This window comes from Lysinibacillus halotolerans, assembly GCF_003711845.1.
GTDB lineage: Bacteria > Bacillota > Bacilli > Bacillales_A > Planococcaceae > Ureibacillus > Ureibacillus halotolerans.
This window is the reverse complement of record NZ_RHLQ01000053.1, coordinates 1-20,284: the sequence shown is the minus strand read 5'-3', so window position 1 is coordinate 20,284 and position 20,284 is coordinate 1. Positions and strand designations below refer to the sequence as shown.

The following is a 20,284-nucleotide window of genomic DNA, read 5'->3' as shown; positions in this document are numbered from 1 at the left end:
TTCATTTGCACGTATCACCTTTCATTGCTTGTTTCTCGACAATTCAAGTATATAGAAATCGGTGATTACGTGCTTTTTTATTTATGAAATTTTTTTAAACCCCAACAAATATTATAGAGCCGTTTAATAGAACACAAAAGGGCATCCTACCATTTAGGATGCCCTTCAAATTTTATAGCTTTTGATCTTTTTTCTCGTCCTCTTCATCGCTCATAATATCTTTTGTAGAATCTTTAAAGTTTTTCATAGACTCGCCAATAGATCGACCTAACTTTGGAAGTTTGGACGGACCGAACATGATTAATATAATTACTAAAATAATGATTAATCCGGGAATACCGATTGAGTTCAACATAAAATATTTTCCTCCAATAGTTTACTGCAAAAGTAAGTGTCACTTGTCATCCCCTCTAAAAAATCGATTTACTGTATCAGAGGGGACGGAAGTTGAATGGAACTTTATTTTTTTGCAGATTCTTCTTTTTTATTTTCAGTTGAAGTAAATTCTTCTTTCACTTCTTTAAATTCTCCCGATACGTCGTCCACAACATCCTTCGTTGAAGCTTTAAATTCTTTTAAAGTTTGTCCAACTGCACGACCTAATTGAGGTAATTTTGATGGTCCGAAAAGAATTAATGCGATGACTAGAATAATAATTAATCCTGGAACTCCAATTGATTGAATCATTTTATTCATCCTCTCCTAAGAAATGTGTTATTCAGACACTTCTATATTTTGTAATTGTTTTTTATATGTTTTTTCTGAAACAATAATACTAATCTCAAACAAAAGTAATAGTGGAATAATAATTAAAAAATCAGATACAAAATCTGGTGGGGAAATCATTACACCGATTACGATCAGGATGAAATAAGAGACTTTTCTCATCTTTCTTAATCGATTGGGGGTAACAATACCCAACTTAGTTAAAAATAATATGACAACAGGTAATTCAAATACGATGCCCACTGGAATTAACAAATTGAACATAAGTGTAAAATATTGTTTCATTCCATAAGTTTCTGTTGCACCAATGGAATGATTAATATTATCCAAAAAGTTTAACATTAATGGGAAAAGAATAAAGTAACTAAAGGATACTCCGATAATAAATAAGAGGAATGCTAGTGGTACAAATTTTGCAGCGCTAGAAGCTTCCTTTTTTGTTAAACCAGGCTTAGTAAACAACCAAAGTTGATGCATTGCAACGGGCAATGTTAAACAAATAGATACTAATAATGCACATTTTACATAAATTGAAATACCATCTGTATATCCAAAAACGTTCCAATCAACGTTTTGAGCAACTTTTTGAGACTTAATAAATTGTAAAATATCAGGTGCAAAAATGAATCCAATGAGTAGTGTCACAATGAAAACGGAAGAAATAATAATAAGTCTTTTTCGAAGTTCCGTTAAATGCTCAACTACTGTATATTCTTGTTCTTCCATTTTCCAACCCCTTTTCAAAACTTATAATTATAACAAAATCATAAAATTTTATCTACAATAATAAAAATATATATTGATAAAGTCTATAAATTTAATAAAATGTACACAAAGTTGTTGAATTGTATACATAACTATTGTAGAATGTAATAGTTTTACAAGGAATATTATATGATTATACACTCTTTAAATAAAAAGTAAATAATTTAATAGAGTGAGATAGGGGGGATTATATGACGGAGTATAACCGTGACGAACTTTTAACAATTATACAAATGTTAGCAGGAATTACATTAACTGTTGGTTACGCATTTTCCATTGCACATTTCCATAGTACTGTTCCCGCATTTGCGTTAATTGGTTCAGCGGTCGGCCTTGCCATAATTGTAGGATGTTGGCTAGGGTTAAAACATTTAACCTTCATGCTTACTATCATTTTAACGTCAATTATTTATGCAATTTATTTTAACTTTGGAGCAATGTTTAGTTAATTTTAGGAGGAGTCAATTATGGCGGAAAAAGAAAATTTCACAGAAAAACGTTCGACAAGACGTAATTTTTTGAAAAACTCGGGTTTAACCATTGGTGGATTAGTACTAGGTGGAGCAGTAACAAGTCTAGTAACTAAAAATAGTGATGAAACAATTACAACAACTGCAGATCCTTCACATTCCCACAGCGCAGAAAGTTCAAATTATAATAAAGCGTTAATGTTCTTCACACCTGAACAATACTCAACAATTGAAGCTGCAACTGAACAAATTTTCCCCGAAACAGAAATTGGTCCAGGAGCAAAGTCCTTATTAGTAGCTTATTTCATCGATCATCAATTAGCTGGCGCATGGGGCTTAAATTCAAAAGAATATACTCAAGGACCATTTAATCCAGATGCGTCCCCGTTATTTGGATATCAAACCCACTTGAATCGTCAACAAGTTTTTACATTAGGTATTAAATTATTAAACGATGAAGCGAAAAAACGTTTTGATAGTAACTTTTATTCAATAACTGCAGAGCAACAAGTAGAAATTCTTAAAGCGGTTGAAGCAGATGAAGTTAAATTGAATGCTGCAGTTAAACCGTCATTTTTCTTTAAATTATTACGCACTGCAACTTTAGAAGGAGCTTATGCGGATCCGTTGTATGGTGGAAATAAAGATATGGCAGGGTGGAAAATGCGTAAATTCCCTGGTCACCAAATGAGCTACAAAGAAATCATTGAAAAAGATGAATTTGTAACTTATGAACCACAAGGATTAAATGCTCAACATAATCACTAATTAGAATGGAGAATTGAAGATGGCAACGAAATTACCAAAAACAGATATAGTTACGGTAGGTGTTGGTTGGACTGGTGGGATTATTGCATCAGAACTAACTAAAAAAGGATATAAAGTAGTGGGACTTGAACGAGGAAAATCCCGTTCTGTCGCAGATTATTTAATGGTACACGATGAACTTCGTTATTCTCAACGTTTAGAAATGATGCAAGATTTATCAAAAGAAACATGGACAGTACGTCACGACCCTTCACAACGTGCATTGCCTGTACGTCAACACGGTTCATTCTTAATTGGTGATGGTTTAGGTGGATCTGGTGAACACTGGAATGGATTAACTTACCGTTTCTTCCCATACGATTTTGAAATTTATACAAAAACAGTTGAACGTTATGGAAAAGATAAAATCCCTGCAGATATGCCTTTACAAGATTGGGGTATTACATATGATGAGTTAGTACCTTACTTTGAAAAATTTGAACAATTGATTGGTGTTTCTGGAGAAAAGAATCCACTACCAGATTCACCACAAGTGGATCACCCAACAGGCCCGTTATTAAATACTCCTGCAATGAAAATGTTTAAAGAAGCTGCTACTTCATTGGGGTATCATCCTTATACTGCTCCTGCTGCTACTTTATCCGAAGATTATACAAACCCAGATGGTATTACTCGTGGGGCTTGTCAATACTGCGGATTCTGTGAACGATTTGGTTGTGAATATGGTGCAAAAGCTTCTCCAGTCGTAACTGTAATTCCAGTAGCAGAAAAAACAGGTAACTTTGAAATTCGTACTTACGCTAATGTTCGTCGAATTTTACACGAAAATGGGAAAGCGACTGGCGTTTTATACGTGGATAGCACTACTGGTGAAGAATTTATTCAAGAAGCAGATGTTGTTGTTGTTTCTGCATATGCACTGAACAATGTTCGTTTATTATTAAATTCTAAACTTGGTACGCCATATAATCCAGAAACTGGTAAAGGTGTAGTTGGTAAAAACTATGCTTACCAAATGACTTCAGCTGGAACTACAGGATTCTTTGAAGATAAAGAATTTAACTTATATGCTGGTACTGGTGCATTAGCGATGGTTTTAGATGACTTTAATGGTGACTTTTTTGACCATTCGGATTTAAATTTCCTTCATGGTGGTAATATTGCTTTAGGACATTATGGTAAACGTCCGATTGCTAATAACTCTACTCCTTCAGGTACACCTTCTTGGGGAGCGGAATTCAAAGATGCGTCAGTTAAATATACAAATCGTACTTTAAGTATTGGAAGCCAAGGATCGGTAATGCCGCACAAAAACAATTATTTAGACCTTGACCCTACTTACAAAGATCAATACGGTGATCCGTTATTACGTATGACATTTAACTACCGTGAAAATGAACGTAACCAACAAAAATACATCCGTGAAATTACGAAAAAAATTATGGAAGAAATGGGCGCAGATATCATTAACGAAACTGGCGACCAAGGCGATTGGGATACAACAAAATACCAAACAACCCACAATACAGGTGGTGCAATAATGGGTGCCGATCCAGAAACATCTGTATTAAATAATTATTTACAAATGTGGGATTGTGAAAATGTCTTTATCCCAGGTGCAAATGCTTTCCCACACAACTCTGGTATGAACCCAACTGGTACAGTAGGGGCACTTGCATACCGTGCTGCTGAAGGAATTGAAAAATATCTTAAAAACGGTGGCGGATCTTTAGTATAATTTTGTTTTAATTTATTTATCTATACTAATAGAACGATAAGAAATAAAAATAGTTTCTAGTCAACAACCTAAAAGGATGGTGGGATGTATTCCTACCATCTTTTTTGTTTGTTTAACTACAACATTATTTAATTATAAAAGGGTTTTATCATTAATGGTCTTTATTGTTTTTGTTCCTTTTTCTCGTCCTCTTCATCAATTATTACGTCTTTTGTTGAATCTTTAAAGTTTTTTAATGATTCACCAATTGAACGTCCTAATTTAGGTAGTTTGGAAGGTCCGAAGATGATTAAAATAATAACTAAAATAATGATTAAACCGGGAATGCCAATTGAGTTCAACATAAAATATTTACCTCCATAGAACATTGCAAAAGAACAAGTGAACAACTACCACTTTTTAATCCCCTCTAGATAGTAGTATCTGATAGGTTCGCTAGTATATAGAGGGGACAAAATGCTTGTTCAATGTAACTTATTTTTTTGCAGTTTCTTCATTTTTGTTCTCTGCTACAGTGAATTCTTCTTTCACTTCTTTAAATTCTCCCGATACATCGTCCATTACATCCTTCGTTGAAGCTTTAAACTCTTTTAAAGTTTGTCCAACGGCACGTCCTAATTGAGGTAATTTAGATGGTCCAAAAAGAATTAATGCGATGACTAGAATAATGATTAATCCTGGAACTCCGATAGATTGAAACATAAAGAAATCCTCCTCTAAAACATATAATTATTTACTTCCTTCTTGTTGTGCTAATTTTAATTGTTTTTTATAAGTTTTTTCTGAAACAATAATACTTATTTCAAATAAAAGTAATAGTGGAATAATAATTAAAAAATCGGATACAAAATCTGGTGGGGAAATCATTACACCAATTACGATTAGAATGAAATAAGAGACTTTTCTCATTTTTCTTAATCGGTTTGGAGTAACAATCCCTAACTTCGTTAGAAATAATATAATTACCGGTAATTCAAAAACGAGACCTACAGGAATAAGTAAGTTAAACATTAATGTGAAATACTGTTTCATCCCATACGTTTCCGTGGCACCAATTGATTCATTAATATTAGACATAAAAGTTAGCATAAGTGGGAATAAAATAAAGTAACTAAATGAAATCCCAATAATAAATAAAAGAAATGCAATAGGAATAAAGGTTGCTGCACTACTAGACTCTTTGTCCGTAAGACCTGGTTTTGTAAATAGCCAAAGTTGATGCATTGCAATAGGTAATGTAATACAAATGGATACAATTAAGGCACATTTCACGTAAATTGAAATGCCGTCTGTATAGCCAAAAACGTTCCAATCAACATGTTTAGCAACGTCTTGAGATTTTAAAAATTGCAATATGTCAGGTGCGAAAATGAAACCAATCAAAAGTGTCACGATGAAAACTACGCTAATAATAATAAGTCGCTTGCGTAGTTCTTCTAAATGCTCAACTAATGTATATTCTTTTTCTTCCATTTTTTCACCAACCTTTCAAACAAACTACTATAGAAAAGAGTAGCAGATAAATTTCAATTCAACATATGCTCTTTACATTGTATACAATACTGTTATAAAATGTAATAGTTTTGTAGGAGCACAGAAATAAATTATACACTCTTTATTCAAAAAGTAAATTATTAAATTGGTTAATTTGAGTGGGTAGTAAGGGAGGGAATTATCATGACAGAGTATAACCGTGATGAGCTTGTCACAATCTTACAAGTGTTAGCTGGCATAACATTAACTGTAGGTTATGCATTCACAATAAATGTATACAACAGTTCTGTACCAGCATTCGCTCTTATTGGATCAGCAGTCGGTTTAGCGATTATTATCGGCTGCTGGATAGGTTTAAAACATTTAGGCTTCATGCTTACGATGATTTTTACATCTATCGTATTTGCAATTTATTTTAATTTTGGAGCTATGTTTAGTTAATTTAAGGAGGAGTCATCATGGCAGAGAAAGAAAACTTCACAGAAAAACGTTCGACGCGACGTAATTTCTTAAAGAATTCAGGTTTAACCCTTGGAGGATTAGTACTTGGTGGAGCTGTAACAAGCTTAGTAGTGAAAAATAATGATGGTACTACGACAACAGAACATGAAGTATCCCATAGTGGCGGGACAACAACGAACTATAATCACGCATTAATGTTCTTTACTCCTGCAGAATACCAAACGGCAGCTGCAGCAGTTGAACGCATCTATCCAGAAGATGAGAACGGTCCTGGAGCAAAAGAATTAGGTGCAGCAGTTTACATTGACCATCAACTTGCAGGTCAATGGGGAAACAATGTAAAAGATTATCGTTTAGGTGCGTTTTATAAACCGGCAGAAAACCAAGGTCCACAAACGAAATTATTACGTAAAGATTTATTCCGTGCTGGTTTAGCAGCCCTTGATGCTTATTCAAAAGAAAATTACGGTGCCGTATTTACAGGATTAGAACCTGAGCAACAAGATGAAGTTTTAACAGCTTTCAGTGAAGGGAAAGTGACATTATACGGTAATACAGGTTCAGGTGAATTCTTCAGTTTATTACGTACGATGACAATTGAAGGGGTTTACGCAGATCCAATGTATGGCGGTAATAATGAAATGAAAGGCTGGGCTATGCGTAAATATCCAGGTTCTCGAATGCAATACGTAAATGAAATTCAAAGTGATGAATTTATCGAATTAAAACCAGAGGGCTTAAGCAGCCACATGAGTTAACATTTGGATTGTAGAAAGGATTGACACTTACATGGTAACAAAATTAGATAAAGCCCAAGTAGTAGTAGTTGGTATGGGTTGGGCAGGCGGTATTGTTTCCGCTGAACTGACAAAAGCAGGCATTAACGTTGTAGGATTGGAACGCGGTAAAGACCGTACAACAGCAGACTATACAATGGCACATGATGAGTTGCGTTATCAACATCGTACAGAGTTAATGCAAGATTTATCAAAAGAGACAATTACTTATCGTAGTTCTTTAAAACAAAAGGCACTTCCAATGCGCCATTACGGTACTTTCATCGTTGGTGATGGAGTAGGGGGAGCAGGTTCCCACTGGAATGGACAAACATATCGTTTTTTACCATATGATTTCGAAATTCGTTCCCAAACAGTTGATCGTTATGGCGAAGGTAAAATTCCAGGTTGGATGACGCTTCAAGACTGGGGTATTACTTATGATGAACTTGAGCCTTACTATGAAAAATTTGAATATATGGCTGGTATTTCTGGAGAAGAAGTTGAGCTATGGGGTAAACGTGCGAAACCATATCCAACTGGCCCATTAGTAAAAACGCCAATCATGAAAACTTTTGAAGAAGCTACAACAAGCCTAGGATATAAACCGTTCGTAATTCCAGCAGCCAACCTTTCTGAATCTTATACAAATCCAGATGGTATTCAACGTGGTGCGTGTCAATACTGTGCATACTGTGAAAACTTCGGATGTGAATACGGAGCAAAAGGTGATCCTGCTGTAACAGTGATTCCTGTAGCAAAGCAAACGGGTAAACTGGACCTACGTACACACGCGAACGTATTAGAAATTACTTCTGCTAATGGTAAAGCAACGGGCGTACTTTACGTAGATATGTTAACGGGTGAAAAATTCGAACAACCTGCTGATGTCGTTGTTATCACTTCTTATGTATTTAATAACGCACGTTTATTATTAAACTCGAACTTAGGTACACCTTATGACCCGAAAACAGGTAAAGGTACGATTGGGAAAAACTATTGTTACCAAGTAACTGGTGGTACAACGCAATTATTCTTTGAAGATAAAGAGTTTAACTTATACGGCGGTGCTGGTGCATTAGGGATTGAAATTGCCGAATATATGGGTGATAATTTTGACCATTCCGATGTAAACTTTATTCATGGAGCTGGTATTCGCTCTACTCAATACGGTGATCGTCCGATTGCAACGAACCGTGTGCCAAAAGGTACACCTAACTGGGGTGCAGAATTTAAAAAGCAATCCATTAAATATGCGAACTCAAACTTCCCAGTAAAAACACAAGGTGCAAGTATGCCACACCGCGAAAACTACTTAGACCTTGATCCTGAATATAAAGATGCTTGGGGTTATCCTTTACTTCGTATGACATATGAATATACAGATAATGACCGTGAATTAGTGAAATTCATGGCAACAAAAACTCGTGAAATCGGCGAAAAAATTGGTGCCGATATTATCGAAACTTCAGAAGAACAAGGAAACTTCAGTGTGAATAAAGATACAAATACCCATAACACGGGCGGGGTAATTATGGGATCAGATCCAGAAACATCTGCCCTAAATAAATATCAACAAATGTGGGAAGTAGAAAACGTATTTGTAGTAGGTGCATCTTCGTTCCCACATAACTCTTGCTTCAATCCAACTGGTACAGTTGGTGCATTATCATACTTAGCTGCTGAAGGAATTCAAAATTACATTAAAAATGGCGGCGGATTATTAGTTTAATGTTATCGTAAGTTTTTCTACATCAAATATTAAGTTTTTAGTCAACGATGAATGGGCGATTCTTTATGGGTCGCCTATTTTTTTACTAAAAAAGTGTTACCATTTTTTCTAAAAATTATAAGGAAATATGAAATTTTTAGACTAAAAAGAAACCTTTAGTTTGTGCTCCTTCCTAGAGAGGCGTAAAATAAAGTGGAGATTATGAAAAGAAAAGGGAGTTTTTTCATGAACAGTCGTTTAGTAAATGAATTTTTAGAACTAGTTCAAATTGATTCGGAAACAAAACATGAAGAGGTCATTGCCCCTATTGTAGTAAAAAAGTTAGAAGATATGGGATTTGAAGTATATCAAGATGATGCCCATACTCGTAATGGTCATGGTGCTGGTAATATTATTGCAACATTACAAGGTACTGTTGAAGCCGATCCAATTTATTTTACTGTGCATATGGATACAGTAGTTCCAGGTACTGGCATTAAACCGGTAATCAAAGAAGATGGGTATATATACTCTGATGGAACAACGATTTTAGGTGCTGACGATAAAGCCGGTATGGCAGCTTTATTCGAAATGGCAAAACGTTTAAAAGAGCAAAAAATTGACCATGGAACAATTCAATTGATTATTACCGCGGGAGAAGAAAGTGGTTTGGCAGGTGCAAAAGAATTGGACCCATCATTCATTCAAGCTAAATACGGATTTGCTGTAGATAGCGATGGGAAAGTAGGTGGAATTGTAACTGCAGCCCCATTCCAAGCGAAAATTGAAACAAAGATTTATGGTAAAACTGCCCATGCAGGTGTGGCACCTGAAAAAGGAATTTCAGCGATTACGTTAGCTTCCAAAGCGATTGCAAAAATGAATCTCGGTCGAATCGATGAAGAAACAACGGCAAATATTGGGCGATTCGAAGGTGGGAAAGCTACAAACATCGTTTGTGATGAAGTGTATATTTTAGCTGAAGCTCGTTCGATTAATAAAGATAAATTAGATGCTCAAACGAAACATATGAAAGAAACTTTCGAGAATGTTTCCCAAAGTTTAGGGGGACGTGCTGAAGTTGAAGTTAAATTAATGTATCCAGGCTTTTCTGTTACAGAATCTGATCGTGTTGTACAAATTGCGATGGAAGCTGTCACAAAAGTTGGACGCAAACCATTATTAGGTACTTCAGGTGGGGGTAGCGATGCCAATGTTATCGCTGGTTTTGGTATTCCAACTGTAAATCTCTCTGTCGGCTATGAAGAAATTCATACGACAAAAGAGCGTATGCCTATTGAAGAATTGGAGAAATTAGCCGATTTATTAGTGGAGATTGTAAAATGCTCTGCAAAGTAGAGTAACGAGGTGATAGCAATGACATTTAATCAAGCACTTATTTTTGGTTGTGGTAATGAAGAATATGCTGTACCAGTTGAACAAGTAGTATCAATTGAAAAATTAAATAATATTACACCGATTCCACACCTACCGATTTATTTACTTGGTTTTACGAAAATTCGAGGAGAAATAATTCCAATTATTGATCTCAATCGTATTTTATATAATAGAGAAAGTTACGGGGAGTTATGTCGCATTATCGTAGTCAATACCGATATTGTTCATTTTGGTTTAGTTGTTAGTGAAGCAAAGGAAATAGTAGATTTTTCTGGAACGGATATTCATCAAGTAGGACTAGTAAATTATACAAAAACCCAATATTTCACGGCTGTAGCCAATTTGGAAGATCGGATGATAACGTGTGTTGATCCGAAAATATTAGTTAATTCTTTGGAAGGTATTCGAGAAATAATCGATTATTTAGAAAAAATGCGACAGGATGAAAGTGCGTTAAACACGTAAAAATTAAAATGCTAATAGGCGATGAAATTATTTAACCGTCATGTTTCAAAAAGAAACGTAAATGACAAGTTATAAAATCAGCCTATTAGCTATTTTTTTAGTTTTTATACTTCGGTATTTTCTGCAATGGTCGTATGTTTTTTCCGAAAGTGTGATATGAAACCAAATATACCCGGAATAAACATGATTACAGTAATAAGCATTAATGTGACAAATAAATTTTTTTCTACCCAAGGAATATTTCCTAGTGCAAAACCTGTACCAAGCCAAACTGTCGTCCAAATGAAAGCGCCGATGATATTGTAACGTACAAAATGATAGTACGGATGTCCAGTATATGCAGCGATAAATGGTGTCATCGTTCTCATCAAGGGAATAAACCTTGAAAATGTAATGGCAATTTTTCCATATTCATCTAGAAACTCTCTCGCTCGATCAATCGTAGATAGTGGAATAAACTTTATTTTTTCGGTTGGTATTTTAGCAAAATTTCGTCCGATAAAAAAATTGTTACTATCAGCTAAAGAGGTTGCGATAAAAAATAAAAGAAATAAAATCACTATATTTAATTCCCCTACTGCAGCAATTGTCCCACTAGCAAATACAAGGGAATCACCTGGTAAAAAAGTTAAAATAACAAAACCTGTCTTGCTAAATACGATTAGAAATAGGATAAAGTAAATGTATATCCCAAATTTATCTATATAATAGTAAAGTTCAGAATCAAGTTTATTTAGTAATTCAAAGATTTCAGACATACTCATGTAGTTAACTCCAATCGTTAAGTCTAATTTCTACCTTATTAAATTATATTCATAAATTAAAATAATTAACCTAATATTCAACTATGGTCAGTGAAACTTTTTTGTTATTGCCCCGTATAGAAAGAGGAAACAATCGATCTTGATAAAAAATCGTCATTTAAATAAGAGATTCTTACTTTTAAAAGGTTTGAAATAAGGACTCGGAACAGTGTATACTACTAAATAGGTAAATCTGGATAGATGGGGAAAATTAGGAAATAGGATGGTACTTCTTGTTAAAAACTCTATGTTAATAGAGTATTTCATTTTCATTGAAGTTCTAAAATACTATTTTTAACATTAAATTGTTTCATTTGGAGAGGTATTATTGAAAAATTTGTTTCAAGTCTTCTTAGGCGGTATGATTGGCTCTCTTTTACGTTTTATCGTCCAATCACTTACGAGTGTTTCGATTATGTTGTGGATTGTGAATGTATTGGGCAGTTTTGCTCTAGGGAGCTTAAACGGTTATTTTGAAAGGAAAGAAAATAAATTAAAACTTCTTTTCACAACTGGTATGCTAGGTGCTTTTACAACATTTTCAACCTTTTCTGAATATTGGTTTCATCAATTACAGGAAAATCAGGTAGTTGGTATCCTTTATGGAATAGCAATGACACTCTCTTGTTTTTTGGCTGCTTTCGGAGGGTATTATTTGAATCGAGGGATGACTAAATGGAGTGGATCTTAATCGCCCTTGGGGGTGGAGTAGGGGCTACATTAAGATATAGTACACAACGTTTCATTCAACAAATGGATGTTCCTTCCTTTTGGGCTACTGCTCTCGTCAATTTATTAGGTTCGTTTTTATTAGGTAATGTAGGTTCTTGGACATTTATCGAAAGTACAATGTTATCTTTTTTAACGATAGGTGTGTTAGGTGGATTTACAACCTTTTCAACCTTTGCATTTGATTTGGTCAAATTGATCAATTCAAAACAGTGGAGAATGGCTCTTCTATTTACCGGAATTAATCTATTGGGAGGGATTTTATTCTTTTGGTTTGGATGGAAACTTTAGTTATATAATCGTTTTTTCATACATACATTAAAGGCGGTAATGAACATGAAAGCTTACTTGGCAAATGGTTTATTTTCCATTGGAGACCGATTAGTAAATGAATTATTAGCAAAAGAAATACGAAAAGCAATTCCTGGTATTAATTTATATGTACCGCAAGAAAATGATGCAATTAACGATAAACAAAGCTTTGCAGATAGTCTAGCTATTGCTCGTGCGGATTTAGAAAAGTTACAAGAAAGTGATATTTTAATCGCTGTCTTAGATGGAATTGAAGTCGATTCCGGTGTTGCTGCTGAAATTGGTGTATTTTCCACATACAATCGACCAATCATCGCTCTTTTCTCCGATGTACGTCAACTTGGTCGGGATAATCAACAAAAAATTGATGCCCTCATCCAAGATGGGACTGAAAATCAATTCATCTATCGCAATTTATTTGTAATCGGAATTATTAAGCAACATGGTGTCATTGTGAGTACTGTGGAAGATGTTATTAAAAATATAGAAAAATTTAGTAAGGGAGAATGAAAATGAAAAGAACTGGTGAAAGAATATTAAGTATTGTGTCTGCTGTTTTAAATGTAATAGGTGTAGGGTTTTTAATTTTCATGTTATTTATAAGTAAAATGATTGTTGAGGATCCAGCTTTCCAAACTGAGTTTGAGAATTCGATTTATGAAGATGCAAGTATAAACGGATACGACCCAGTATATGGTATGGAAATTATGGATGATGTTATGGCTATTATGAATACGATTGGTTGGTTAGTAGTCGTAGTTATAATTATCGCAATTATATTGGCAATTGTTGGGGCTGTTAAAGTAAATCAAAATGCAAGACTGGCAGGAATTTTATTTATCATTGCAGCCGTTTTATCAGGTGTCGTTTCGATTTCAGGAATTTTATTAATTATTGCAGCGATTATGTGCTTTGTACGTAAGCCAAAAACATTTGATTATAATGAACAAAGAGATGAAAATGGATATATCATCGATTAGTCAAAAGCAGTGCAAAGTTTGCACTGCTTTTTCTTTTTACAGAAAGAAACTATGGCTTATAAGTGATTCCTTCAAGATTTAATAGTTTTTCTTTTATATCTAGCCCACCACTAAATCCGGTTAAAGTACCGTTTTTACCTAATACTCGGTGGCAGGGGATTACGATAGCTATAGGGTTTGATCCGATAGCAGTACCAACTGCTCGAACTGCCTTCGGTTTACCAATTTTAAAGGCAATATCTGAATAACATCTGGATTGGCCAAAAGGGATTTCCTGTAATGCCTTCCAAACTGCCATTTGAAAAGTAGTACCTCTAATATCGAAGGTAAAGGAAAAGGAAGTTCTTTTGCCTTCGAAGTATTCAATCAGCTCATTTTTATATGGAGTTAACTTTTCTTCATTTTCAATAATGTCGCAATTCGGAAACTGTTTTCTACAACAAGAAACTAATTCGTTCATTGAAGAATGCTCAGTTCCTACGTAACAAAGCCCCTTAACGGTACAAGCTATGTACACTTTCCAGTCATGATGTTCTAGAAAATGATAATATATTTGTTTTACGTCATGCATATATATACCTCCATTTTCTATATTCTATCATGAATTGCATAAGTTTTTACCGTCTTTTCTAATTGTATACAAATTGAAAGGTGAAGAAATTCATTGTGATATAATAAATAGTGTATCAATCGTTCCTCTATCAAAGTAGGAGCGATTTTTCTATTCATAATCGTCATCAGGTATTTAACCTGCTGATTATCTATTTATGGATTCGGGAAATATAATTTGTATGCTATTTTTAATGTAAGGAGAGAATTGTCATGGGGAACACGATCAATGGTCCTTCGATTTTTAAACAAGCTTTAACCGTTAATAAAAAACCGTTCCCATGGTTAAAGGCGTTTTTGGCGGGTTTGGCTGCAGGGTTGCCAATTGCAGTTGGGTTGTTATTTGGAAGTTTAGAGTATGGTTTACTCGCAGGGTTAGGTGGTTTCACTTATTTATATGTTTTTCCAATACCTTATGTCCAATTAGCAAAAAAACTAGCATGGTGTATTTTAGCGATTACGTTATGTGTATTTTTAGGGACGATTTTAGCTCCTTATCCAATTATTTCAGCTATTGTAATGGGGCTTATTGGGGCAACCGGATTATTTATATTTGGAGCATTTCGATTAATTGGTCCTTCAGCGATATTTTTTGTGCTCATATTTGCGATGACAACAGGGATGCCAATAGCACCTGATGAAGCATTTACGAGAGCTGGTTTAGCCTTTTTAGGTGGCCTATTTTCATGGATCATTGCAATGAGCGGATGGTTTTTCAATCCCCACGGTCCAGAAAGAAGAATTGTGAAAAGATCCTATATTCAATTAGCTAACTTTTTAGATGCCATTGGTACACAAAAGGAAAATGATGCGCAACATACGGTTATGGCTACGTTAAAGGAAGCTAGTCAGACGCTGGCTTCGGGTTATATTCCTTGGGAAAGAACGAATGTTTTCAATCACCTTTTTGTTTTAAATAATTATGCAAATAAAATCTTTTTATTTGCAGTAGAACATTTTACTGATAAGGATGGAAAATTACCAACCGAATTTGGACAATCTTTACGTAACATTGCGAATATCGTAGATTCCAACAAATTTGAAGAAATAGAAACGATGATGTTACCTCATCCAGATCACATGACAGAGCATATGGCTCAATTATTTTTAGAAATTAATGAGGCTAAGAATAGTTTAACAATATCTAAAACAAAACTATTAGAACAAACGGAAATTTCAAAGCCATCAGCCAAAAGGGTATTATTAGGTGCTTTTGATAAAAATTCGATTATTTTCATTAATTCATTACGATTTGGCTTTTTTACGATGCTTGCCGCAATTATTGCCTATGAGTTTGATTTAAATCGCTCCTTTTGGGTCCCCCTTTCTTGTGTTGCCGTTATGAGCGGTGCTACAGTTGTCGCGACTCTTCATAGAGGGATACAAAGAAGTTTTGGAACGATTTTTGGTATCATCATTGCAAGTTTCATCCTCGCATTTCATCCAACCGGATATGTTATTGCCTTTCTCGTTTTTCTTTTAACATTTATTACTGAATTATTTATCGTCAAAAATTACGGTTTAGCTGCTTTATTTTTTACGCCAAATGCTTTAATTATGGCAGAAGCAGGTTCGAATGGGCATTATGCGTTTACATATTTTGCAACGGCTCGATTAATTGATGTAGTCATTGGGATTGCAATCGGTTTAATTGGCGTATGGTTAATAGGTAGAAAATCTGCATCAAGTAGACTCCCTCACTTAATTGCCAAAACGATTCGAAGTCAAGGACAAGTATTTTATGCATTATTTTCAGGTAAAGAGATTTATCAAATATATGGGAAAAATATAGAGTTTAATAAAATGGAAACGAATATTGGAAATTTGATTACCGTTTATGATACAGCAGCCGGGGAGATTCCGAAAGATAAGAGGGCGATTGAATATTATTGGCCGATTGTTTATTCGTTAGAGGAATTAGGATTTTTGTTAGATAAATATTCAAAATTAAATTCGCGACCTACATTAGATGATCAGACAATGGCTCGTTATTTATTAATATTTGAGAGTTTAGCAAATGCATCTGAACGAAAAGAGCACGTTATCGGAAAGGATATTCCTGAAATAAAAGGATATCAAAGTTTACTAGATACAATGGAAAACTTACAAAACAGCTTAATGAGTAAACTTTAAAACGATTAATTATTTGCTGAAACAAGTTATTACCTTCCATAGAAAAAATTAGTTATAATGCATAATAATAAGAATTTTATTTCAATTCAAAAAGTGATTACATTTCATTATTTTGGAGAAAATAACAGGGGAATTTTCTATCAAAGGATTTATTGTAGTTCACATGCAAAGTTATATTTGCTTACCGAATTGAGAAAAATCTTATTTAATTTAAATGAAAATGGAGGTAATGAAATGTTGAACATCGGTATTATTTTAGGAAGTACACGGGAAGGCCGAGTGAGTCCGCAAGTTGGTGAGTGGGTTAAGAAAATAGGTGATTCACGTGGTGATGCAACGTATGAAATTATCGATATTGCTGAATATAAATTACCGTTTTTAGGTGAACCAGGCGGTGATGCATCAGGTGCTGCCCAATGGTCTGCTAAAATTAGTGGTTGTGATGGCTTTGTATTTATCGTACAGGAGTATAATCATTCGATAACAGGTGCTTTAAAAAATGCCCTCGATTTTCTTCGAGATGAATGGAATAATAAGGCTGCAGGAATCGTAAGTTATGGTTCAGTAGGTGGAGCAAGAGCGGCAGAACATTTACGTGGCATTTGCGGTGAATTGTTAATTGCTGATGTTCGTGTTCATCCAGCATTATCTCTATTTACTGATTTTGAAAATGGATCGGTCTTTAAACCGAAAGAAGTACAAGTTCAATCTGTAAATGACATGTTAGATCAAGTCGTTGCGTGGAGTACTGCTCTTCAAACAGTTCGAAATAAATAATCTAACAATCCCTATTTACATGACGTAAATAGGGATTTAACAATTTCTTTTACATAATGGTTCATTATATTAGCATGAAAATAAATAAACTGTAGAAAATAATTTAGAACGTTACAATGGAGGGACAAAGAATGAAAGTAGCAGCAATCGTTGGTAGTATTCGAAAAGATTCTTATAATAAAAAACTGGCACAATTTGTTCAAAAACGGTATGCAGAAAAGTTTGATTTGGAAATTTTAACATTAAATGATATTCCAATGTACAATCAAGATATTGAAGAAAATCCTCCACAAGAAGTCGTAGCATTTAAACAGAAAGTGAAGGATGCCGATGCTGTATTATGGATAACTCCAGAATATAATTCATCCATTCCTGGCGTTTTAGGAAATGCAATTGATTGGCTTTCGAGGGTAGATAAAGTGATGATCGGTAAACCTTCTTGGATCATGGGTGCGTCAATGGGGAATTTAGGTACTGCAAAAGCTCAAATGCACTTACGAGATATATTATTTGCCATCGGGCTTTCATCTCCAGTTTTAATTGGAAATGATGTATATATCGGGGCTGTTCATACGAAAATGGATGATGAAGGAAATATAACAGATGAAGGTACTGTACAATTTCTTGATTCAGTAGTTGAGAATTTTATGAAATGGATGCAATTGAATAAGTAATGAATAAAAATGGAGGGGAATGTAAGTATCTCCTTCATTTTTTATTTTTTTATGTTATTCAATGTTCGGAAGTATTAAAATAAAATAAATAGTTAGAAAATACGGATGCAACAAGTTTGAATACATATTTGTTTGGCTATTTTTTGAAAAGATGTACAACAAGAATTACTTTCATATACCAACGGTCAAAGAGCACCGATAATAAATTCAATGTACAACTTTAGTGATTAGGAGGATTTCATGATTCATTTAAAAGATGTCACTGTAATTAAAAATAAAAAGGTGATTTTGAAGGATGTATCTTGGGAAGTTCAAAAGGGGGAACATTGGTCTATTTTAGGTCTAAATGGTTCTGGAAAAACGACCTTACTAAATGTATTAAATGGTTACTTACATCCAACGACTGGGCAAGTTGAAGTGTTCGGTCAACTTTTTGGTAAAACGTATTTACCCGATTTACGGAAAGATATCGGACTTGTTAGTGCTTCATTACAACAACAAATTCAACCTTTTGAAAGTGTTTTAAGTGTTGTGTTAAGTGGCAAATTTGCATCTATAGGTTTATGGGAAGCGGTTGAAAAAAAGGATATTCAACTTGCGGAACATTATATGGAACTATTGCAATGCAATCATTTGCAAGAGGATGAATATGGAACATTATCACAAGGAGAACGTCAAAAAGTTTTAATCGCAAGAGCATTAATGGCTCAACCAAAACTTCTTATTTTCGATGAACCTTGTAATGGTTTGGATATTATAATGAGAGAACAACTTCTTCAATTAATTGAACATCTATCTACTCAAGAAGATTGTCCAACACTCATCTATGTGACACATCATGTAGAAGAAGTGTTACCATGCTTCTCCCATACATTGTTATTAAAACATGGAGAAGTGTTTGAGCAAGGTTTATCAGAAAATTTGTTAACGGAGGAGAATTTGTCAACATTTTATGATCGACCTGTGTCAATACAAAAAGAACAAAATCGTACATGGCTAGCATTAAAAGAAATCGTCCAACATACTTAAAACAAGTAAAAGCCATTTATCTTTTTGAATGAGCAGATATTAGTAAGCATACATGTAAATAAATAAAGGGATTAGGTTCCAGGTGAACATATTTTAATATCCCATTTCAAAAATTAGATAGACTTTATTTTAGGAGGGGATATTGGGAATGAAGAAAGAAGAAAAGAATAAAAATGAGTTTATGTCTTGGCTAGTCGCAATTTTATTCGGTATCGTTATTTCTTTTATTTGTAGAGAATTTCTTTTCTCCCCAATTGTTGTAAAAGGGGCATCTATGGTACCGACTTATGAAAATAAAGATGTTATTATTGTAAGTAAAATTAGCGAAATTAATCGATTCGATCACATCGTATTTAAATCTCCAGTAGAAGATGAATACTATATTAAACGAGTAATAGGTTTACCTGGGGATACGGTAGAAATGAAAGAAGATATTTTAATCGTAAACGGTGTTGAGTATGAAGAACCCTATGTGAATCGCGAAACTGATAATCCCTTTCAAAGAAGAGTAACTGAAAATTTCACTTTAGAAGATTATACCGGTGAAAAAACTGTACCAGAAGGGTATTTATTCGTTCTAGGTGACAATCGCTTAACAAGCTTTGATAGTAGACATTATGGATTAATATCCATTGATGCAGTATTGGGAGAGTCTAAAATGCGAATTTATCCTTTTAATCATTTCACTTTTTATTGGGGTGAGGAAGAAGTGGAAGTTAAATCTTAATCTCCCTTAAAGAATTTACTTGTAATTTCAATGATATAAAGAGTTAATAAATGGCTTTGAAATGTAAGTAGCCATTTTTTACTTTTATCCTAAAATTCAACTATTACCTAATAAGGAGGAGAACTTTTTGATAGCATCATTATATAAAAGTGAAAACGGTACGATAGCAGAATATGATAGAATCTTTTCATCATCACAAGAAGAGGTTTGGGATGTATTAACAAACAATGAAAAATTGAAATTATGGATGCATCATCTAGAAATAACGAACTTAGGTAAAGGTGGCCATATTAAATTTCATTTTCACGATGGGTCCGGAAATGTTGAAGATATTACGATTACCGATTTTGAAGAGGGCAGGGTTTTAGCCTTTGAATGGGGGAACGATATCGTACGCTTTGCAATACAACCGAAGAACAAAGGGACACAATTAATAATGAAACAAATCATTTCAGAGATCACGGATCATACGCCTAAGGATTTAGCAGGATGGCATGTTTGTTTACTACACTTTAGTGATGTCGTTAATAAGCAATTCATTCATTATCCAGAAAATGAGTGGGAAAAATGGTATGAAAAATATAAAGAACAAGTTGAAAAAATAATGAGTTAAAATGAAGAGGCTGGGACATAACTAGCTTCAAATAGTGAGAAAGGTGAATTTGAGGAAACTCAAATTCACCTTTCTCTATTTTGGTGTGTAAATTCTTTTTTTCTTTAGTTAATGGCCGTGAATTT

At 34.1% G+C, this 20,284-nt stretch carries 26 protein-coding genes; 18 read left to right on the top strand and 8 right to left on the bottom strand.

Annotated features, from left to right (window positions below; translation table 11 throughout):
• Positions 1–172: 172 nt before the first annotated feature.
• The 3 genes from tatA (EC501_RS15915) to tatC (EC501_RS15905) form a co-directional block, all read right to left on the bottom strand.
• Positions 173–355 carry a twin-arginine translocase TatA/TatE family subunit gene (gene tatA / locus EC501_RS15915; RefSeq protein WP_122973334.1) on the bottom strand — a complete coding sequence of 61 codons (183 nt, stop codon included), beginning with the start codon at positions 353–355 and terminating at the stop codon, positions 173–175.
• Between the two features lie 104 nt (positions 356–459).
• Positions 460–687, bottom strand: a complete 228-nt coding sequence (gene tatA, locus EC501_RS15910) for a twin-arginine translocase TatA/TatE family subunit (protein ID WP_122973333.1) — start codon at positions 685–687, stop codon at positions 460–462.
• Between the two features lie 27 nt (positions 688–714).
• On the bottom strand, positions 715–1,452 hold the full coding sequence (gene tatC, locus EC501_RS15905; RefSeq protein ID WP_122973332.1) for a twin-arginine translocase subunit TatC: 738 nt from the start codon (positions 1,450–1,452) through the stop codon (positions 715–717).
• A gap of 230 nt (positions 1,453–1,682) precedes the next feature.
• Between tatC (EC501_RS15905) and EC501_RS15900 the strand changes: the two genes are divergently transcribed.
• The 3 genes from EC501_RS15900 to EC501_RS15890 are packed head-to-tail and all read left to right on the top strand — an operon-like array spanning position 1,683 to position 4,467.
• Positions 1,683–1,940, top strand: a complete 258-nt coding sequence (locus EC501_RS15900) for a hypothetical protein (protein ID WP_122973331.1) — start codon at positions 1,683–1,685, stop codon at positions 1,938–1,940.
• A gap of 18 nt (positions 1,941–1,958) precedes the next feature.
• Entirely contained in the window at positions 1,959–2,729 is a 771-nt protein-coding gene (locus EC501_RS15895) for a gluconate 2-dehydrogenase subunit 3 family protein (RefSeq protein ID WP_122973330.1), read from the top strand.
• Positions 2,730–2,748: 19 nt separating this feature from the next.
• On the top strand, positions 2,749–4,467 hold the full coding sequence (locus EC501_RS15890; protein ID WP_122973329.1) for a GMC family oxidoreductase: 1,719 nt from the start codon (positions 2,749–2,751) through the stop codon (positions 4,465–4,467).
• 161 nt (positions 4,468–4,628) lie between these two features.
• Here EC501_RS15890 and tatA (EC501_RS15885) read toward each other — a convergent pair whose 3' ends face one another.
• The 3 genes from tatA (EC501_RS15885) to tatC (EC501_RS15875) form a co-directional block, all read right to left on the bottom strand.
• Positions 4,629–4,811 carry a twin-arginine translocase TatA/TatE family subunit gene (gene tatA / locus EC501_RS15885; protein WP_122973328.1) on the bottom strand — a complete coding sequence of 61 codons (183 nt, stop codon included), beginning with the start codon at positions 4,809–4,811 and terminating at the stop codon, positions 4,629–4,631.
• A 130-nt stretch (positions 4,812–4,941) separates the two neighbouring features.
• Positions 4,942–5,169 (bottom strand): twin-arginine translocase TatA/TatE family subunit, encoded by a 228-nt coding sequence (gene tatA, locus EC501_RS15880; protein WP_122973327.1) that lies wholly within the window; start codon positions 5,167–5,169, stop codon positions 4,942–4,944.
• Between the two features lie 27 nt (positions 5,170–5,196).
• Positions 5,197–5,940 carry a twin-arginine translocase subunit TatC gene (tatC, locus tag EC501_RS15875; protein ID WP_122973326.1) on the bottom strand — a complete coding sequence of 248 codons (744 nt, stop codon included), beginning with the start codon at positions 5,938–5,940 and terminating at the stop codon, positions 5,197–5,199.
• A 204-nt stretch (positions 5,941–6,144) separates the two neighbouring features.
• On the opposite strand from tatC (EC501_RS15875), the gene EC501_RS15870 reads away from it, so the two are divergent.
• The 5 genes from EC501_RS15870 to EC501_RS15850 all read left to right on the top strand — a co-directional run bounded on the left by EC501_RS15870 (position 6,145) and on the right by EC501_RS15850 (position 10,773).
• The gene (locus EC501_RS15870) at positions 6,145–6,402 is read left to right on the top strand and encodes a hypothetical protein (RefSeq protein ID WP_122973325.1); all 258 of its coding nucleotides are present in this window, start codon (positions 6,145–6,147) and stop codon (positions 6,400–6,402) included.
• Between the two features lie 17 nt (positions 6,403–6,419).
• A complete protein-coding gene (locus EC501_RS15865; RefSeq protein ID WP_122973324.1) occupies positions 6,420–7,181 on the top strand; it encodes a gluconate 2-dehydrogenase subunit 3 family protein in 762 nt (253 codons plus the stop codon).
• Between the two features lie 31 nt (positions 7,182–7,212).
• Positions 7,213–8,931: a GMC family oxidoreductase gene (locus EC501_RS15860; protein ID WP_122973323.1), complete on the top strand. Its 1,719-nt coding sequence runs from the start codon at positions 7,213–7,215 to the stop codon at positions 8,929–8,931.
• Positions 8,932–9,156: 225 nt separating this feature from the next.
• On the top strand, positions 9,157–10,269 hold the full coding sequence (locus tag EC501_RS15855; RefSeq protein ID WP_122973322.1) for a M20/M25/M40 family metallo-hydrolase: 1,113 nt from the start codon (positions 9,157–9,159) through the stop codon (positions 10,267–10,269).
• Positions 10,270–10,287: 18 nt separating this feature from the next.
• Positions 10,288–10,773: a chemotaxis protein CheW gene (locus EC501_RS15850; protein ID WP_122973321.1), complete on the top strand. Its 486-nt coding sequence runs from the start codon at positions 10,288–10,290 to the stop codon at positions 10,771–10,773.
• A gap of 104 nt (positions 10,774–10,877) precedes the next feature.
• Here the strand turns inward: EC501_RS15850 and EC501_RS15845 are convergent, their stop codons facing one another.
• Complete coding sequence (locus EC501_RS15845; RefSeq protein ID WP_241559375.1) at positions 10,878–11,537, bottom strand: DedA family protein; 660 nt, start codon at positions 11,535–11,537, stop codon at positions 10,878–10,880.
• A gap of 367 nt (positions 11,538–11,904) precedes the next feature.
• On the opposite strand from EC501_RS15845, the gene EC501_RS15840 reads away from it, so the two are divergent.
• The 4 genes from EC501_RS15840 to EC501_RS15825 are packed head-to-tail and all read left to right on the top strand — an operon-like array spanning position 11,905 to position 13,597.
• A complete protein-coding gene (locus EC501_RS15840) occupies positions 11,905–12,267 on the top strand; it encodes a fluoride efflux transporter FluC (RefSeq protein ID WP_122973320.1) in 363 nt (120 codons plus the stop codon).
• Positions 12,252–12,596, top strand: coding sequence for a fluoride efflux transporter FluC (locus tag EC501_RS15835; protein WP_122973319.1), 345 nt, complete (start codon positions 12,252–12,254; stop codon positions 12,594–12,596). Before EC501_RS15840 ends, EC501_RS15835 begins: the two co-directional genes overlap by 16 nt.
• 45 nt (positions 12,597–12,641) lie before the next feature.
• Entirely contained in the window at positions 12,642–13,127 is a 486-nt protein-coding gene (locus EC501_RS15830) for a nucleoside 2-deoxyribosyltransferase (protein WP_122973318.1), read from the top strand.
• 2 nt (positions 13,128–13,129) lie between these two features.
• Entirely contained in the window at positions 13,130–13,597 is a 468-nt protein-coding gene (locus EC501_RS15825; RefSeq protein ID WP_158599731.1) for a DUF4064 domain-containing protein, read from the top strand.
• 49 nt (positions 13,598–13,646) lie between these two features.
• Here EC501_RS15825 and EC501_RS15820 read toward each other — a convergent pair whose 3' ends face one another.
• The gene (locus EC501_RS15820) at positions 13,647–14,168 is read right to left on the bottom strand and encodes a methylated-DNA--[protein]-cysteine S-methyltransferase (RefSeq protein WP_122973316.1); all 522 of its coding nucleotides are present in this window, start codon (positions 14,166–14,168) and stop codon (positions 13,647–13,649) included.
• Between the two features lie 251 nt (positions 14,169–14,419).
• Between EC501_RS15820 and EC501_RS15815 the strand changes: the two genes are divergently transcribed.
• The 6 genes from EC501_RS15815 (at position 14,420) to EC501_RS15790 (ending at position 20,159) form a co-directional block, all read left to right on the top strand.
• Positions 14,420–16,339, top strand: a complete 1,920-nt coding sequence (locus tag EC501_RS15815) for an FUSC family protein (RefSeq protein ID WP_122973315.1) — start codon at positions 14,420–14,422, stop codon at positions 16,337–16,339.
• Positions 16,340–16,573: 234 nt separating this feature from the next.
• Complete coding sequence (locus EC501_RS15810; RefSeq protein ID WP_122973314.1) at positions 16,574–17,116, top strand: NADPH-dependent FMN reductase; 543 nt, start codon at positions 16,574–16,576, stop codon at positions 17,114–17,116.
• A gap of 131 nt (positions 17,117–17,247) precedes the next feature.
• A complete protein-coding gene (locus EC501_RS15805; protein WP_122973313.1) occupies positions 17,248–17,790 on the top strand; it encodes an NADPH-dependent FMN reductase in 543 nt (180 codons plus the stop codon).
• A gap of 240 nt (positions 17,791–18,030) precedes the next feature.
• The gene (locus EC501_RS15800; RefSeq protein WP_122973312.1) at positions 18,031–18,819 is read left to right on the top strand and encodes an ABC transporter ATP-binding protein; all 789 of its coding nucleotides are present in this window, start codon (positions 18,031–18,033) and stop codon (positions 18,817–18,819) included.
• A gap of 148 nt (positions 18,820–18,967) precedes the next feature.
• Positions 18,968–19,546: a signal peptidase I gene (gene lepB, locus EC501_RS15795; RefSeq protein ID WP_122973311.1), complete on the top strand. Its 579-nt coding sequence runs from the start codon at positions 18,968–18,970 to the stop codon at positions 19,544–19,546.
• A gap of 127 nt (positions 19,547–19,673) precedes the next feature.
• On the top strand, positions 19,674–20,159 hold the full coding sequence (locus tag EC501_RS15790; RefSeq protein WP_158599730.1) for an SRPBCC family protein: 486 nt from the start codon (positions 19,674–19,676) through the stop codon (positions 20,157–20,159).
• Positions 20,160–20,284: the final 125 nt, after the last annotated feature.

Excerpts from the sequence above, each read along its gene's own strand:
- tatA (WP_122973334.1), bottom strand. The coding sequence starts at position 355 with ATGTTGAACTCAATCGGTATTCCCGGATTAATCATTATTTTAGTAATT.
- tatA (WP_122973333.1), bottom strand. The coding sequence starts at position 687 with ATGATTCAATCAATTGGAGTTCCAGGATTAATTATTATTCTAGTCATC.
- tatC (WP_122973332.1), bottom strand. The coding sequence starts at position 1,452 with ATGGAAGAACAAGAATATACAGTAGTTGAGCATTTAACGGAACTTCGA.
- EC501_RS15900 (WP_122973331.1), top strand. The coding sequence starts at position 1,683 with ATGACGGAGTATAACCGTGACGAACTTTTAACAATTATACAAATGTTA.
- EC501_RS15895 (WP_122973330.1), top strand. The coding sequence starts at position 1,959 with ATGGCGGAAAAAGAAAATTTCACAGAAAAACGTTCGACAAGACGTAAT.
- EC501_RS15890 (WP_122973329.1), top strand. The coding sequence starts at position 2,749 with ATGGCAACGAAATTACCAAAAACAGATATAGTTACGGTAGGTGTTGGT.
- tatA (WP_122973328.1), bottom strand. The coding sequence starts at position 4,811 with ATGTTGAACTCAATTGGCATTCCCGGTTTAATCATTATTTTAGTTATT.
- tatA (WP_122973327.1), bottom strand. The coding sequence starts at position 5,169 with ATGTTTCAATCTATCGGAGTTCCAGGATTAATCATTATTCTAGTCATC.
- tatC (WP_122973326.1), bottom strand. The coding sequence starts at position 5,940 with ATGGAAGAAAAAGAATATACATTAGTTGAGCATTTAGAAGAACTACGC.
- EC501_RS15870 (WP_122973325.1), top strand. The coding sequence starts at position 6,145 with ATGACAGAGTATAACCGTGATGAGCTTGTCACAATCTTACAAGTGTTA.
- EC501_RS15865 (WP_122973324.1), top strand. The coding sequence starts at position 6,420 with ATGGCAGAGAAAGAAAACTTCACAGAAAAACGTTCGACGCGACGTAAT.
- EC501_RS15860 (WP_122973323.1), top strand. The coding sequence starts at position 7,213 with ATGGTAACAAAATTAGATAAAGCCCAAGTAGTAGTAGTTGGTATGGGT.
- EC501_RS15855 (WP_122973322.1), top strand. The coding sequence starts at position 9,157 with ATGAACAGTCGTTTAGTAAATGAATTTTTAGAACTAGTTCAAATTGAT.
- EC501_RS15850 (WP_122973321.1), top strand. The coding sequence starts at position 10,288 with ATGACATTTAATCAAGCACTTATTTTTGGTTGTGGTAATGAAGAATAT.
- EC501_RS15845 (WP_241559375.1), bottom strand. The coding sequence starts at position 11,537 with ATGAGTATGTCTGAAATCTTTGAATTACTAAATAAACTTGATTCTGAA.
- EC501_RS15835 (WP_122973319.1), top strand. The coding sequence starts at position 12,252 with ATGGAGTGGATCTTAATCGCCCTTGGGGGTGGAGTAGGGGCTACATTA.
- EC501_RS15830 (WP_122973318.1), top strand. The coding sequence starts at position 12,642 with ATGAAAGCTTACTTGGCAAATGGTTTATTTTCCATTGGAGACCGATTA.
- EC501_RS15825 (WP_158599731.1), top strand. The coding sequence starts at position 13,130 with ATGAAAAGAACTGGTGAAAGAATATTAAGTATTGTGTCTGCTGTTTTA.
- EC501_RS15820 (WP_122973316.1), bottom strand. The coding sequence starts at position 14,168 with ATGCATGACGTAAAACAAATATATTATCATTTTCTAGAACATCATGAC.
- EC501_RS15815 (WP_122973315.1), top strand. The coding sequence starts at position 14,420 with ATGGGGAACACGATCAATGGTCCTTCGATTTTTAAACAAGCTTTAACC.
- EC501_RS15810 (WP_122973314.1), top strand. The coding sequence starts at position 16,574 with ATGTTGAACATCGGTATTATTTTAGGAAGTACACGGGAAGGCCGAGTG.
- EC501_RS15805 (WP_122973313.1), top strand. The coding sequence starts at position 17,248 with ATGAAAGTAGCAGCAATCGTTGGTAGTATTCGAAAAGATTCTTATAAT.
- EC501_RS15800 (WP_122973312.1), top strand. The coding sequence starts at position 18,031 with ATGATTCATTTAAAAGATGTCACTGTAATTAAAAATAAAAAGGTGATT.
- lepB (WP_122973311.1), top strand. The coding sequence starts at position 18,968 with ATGAAGAAAGAAGAAAAGAATAAAAATGAGTTTATGTCTTGGCTAGTC.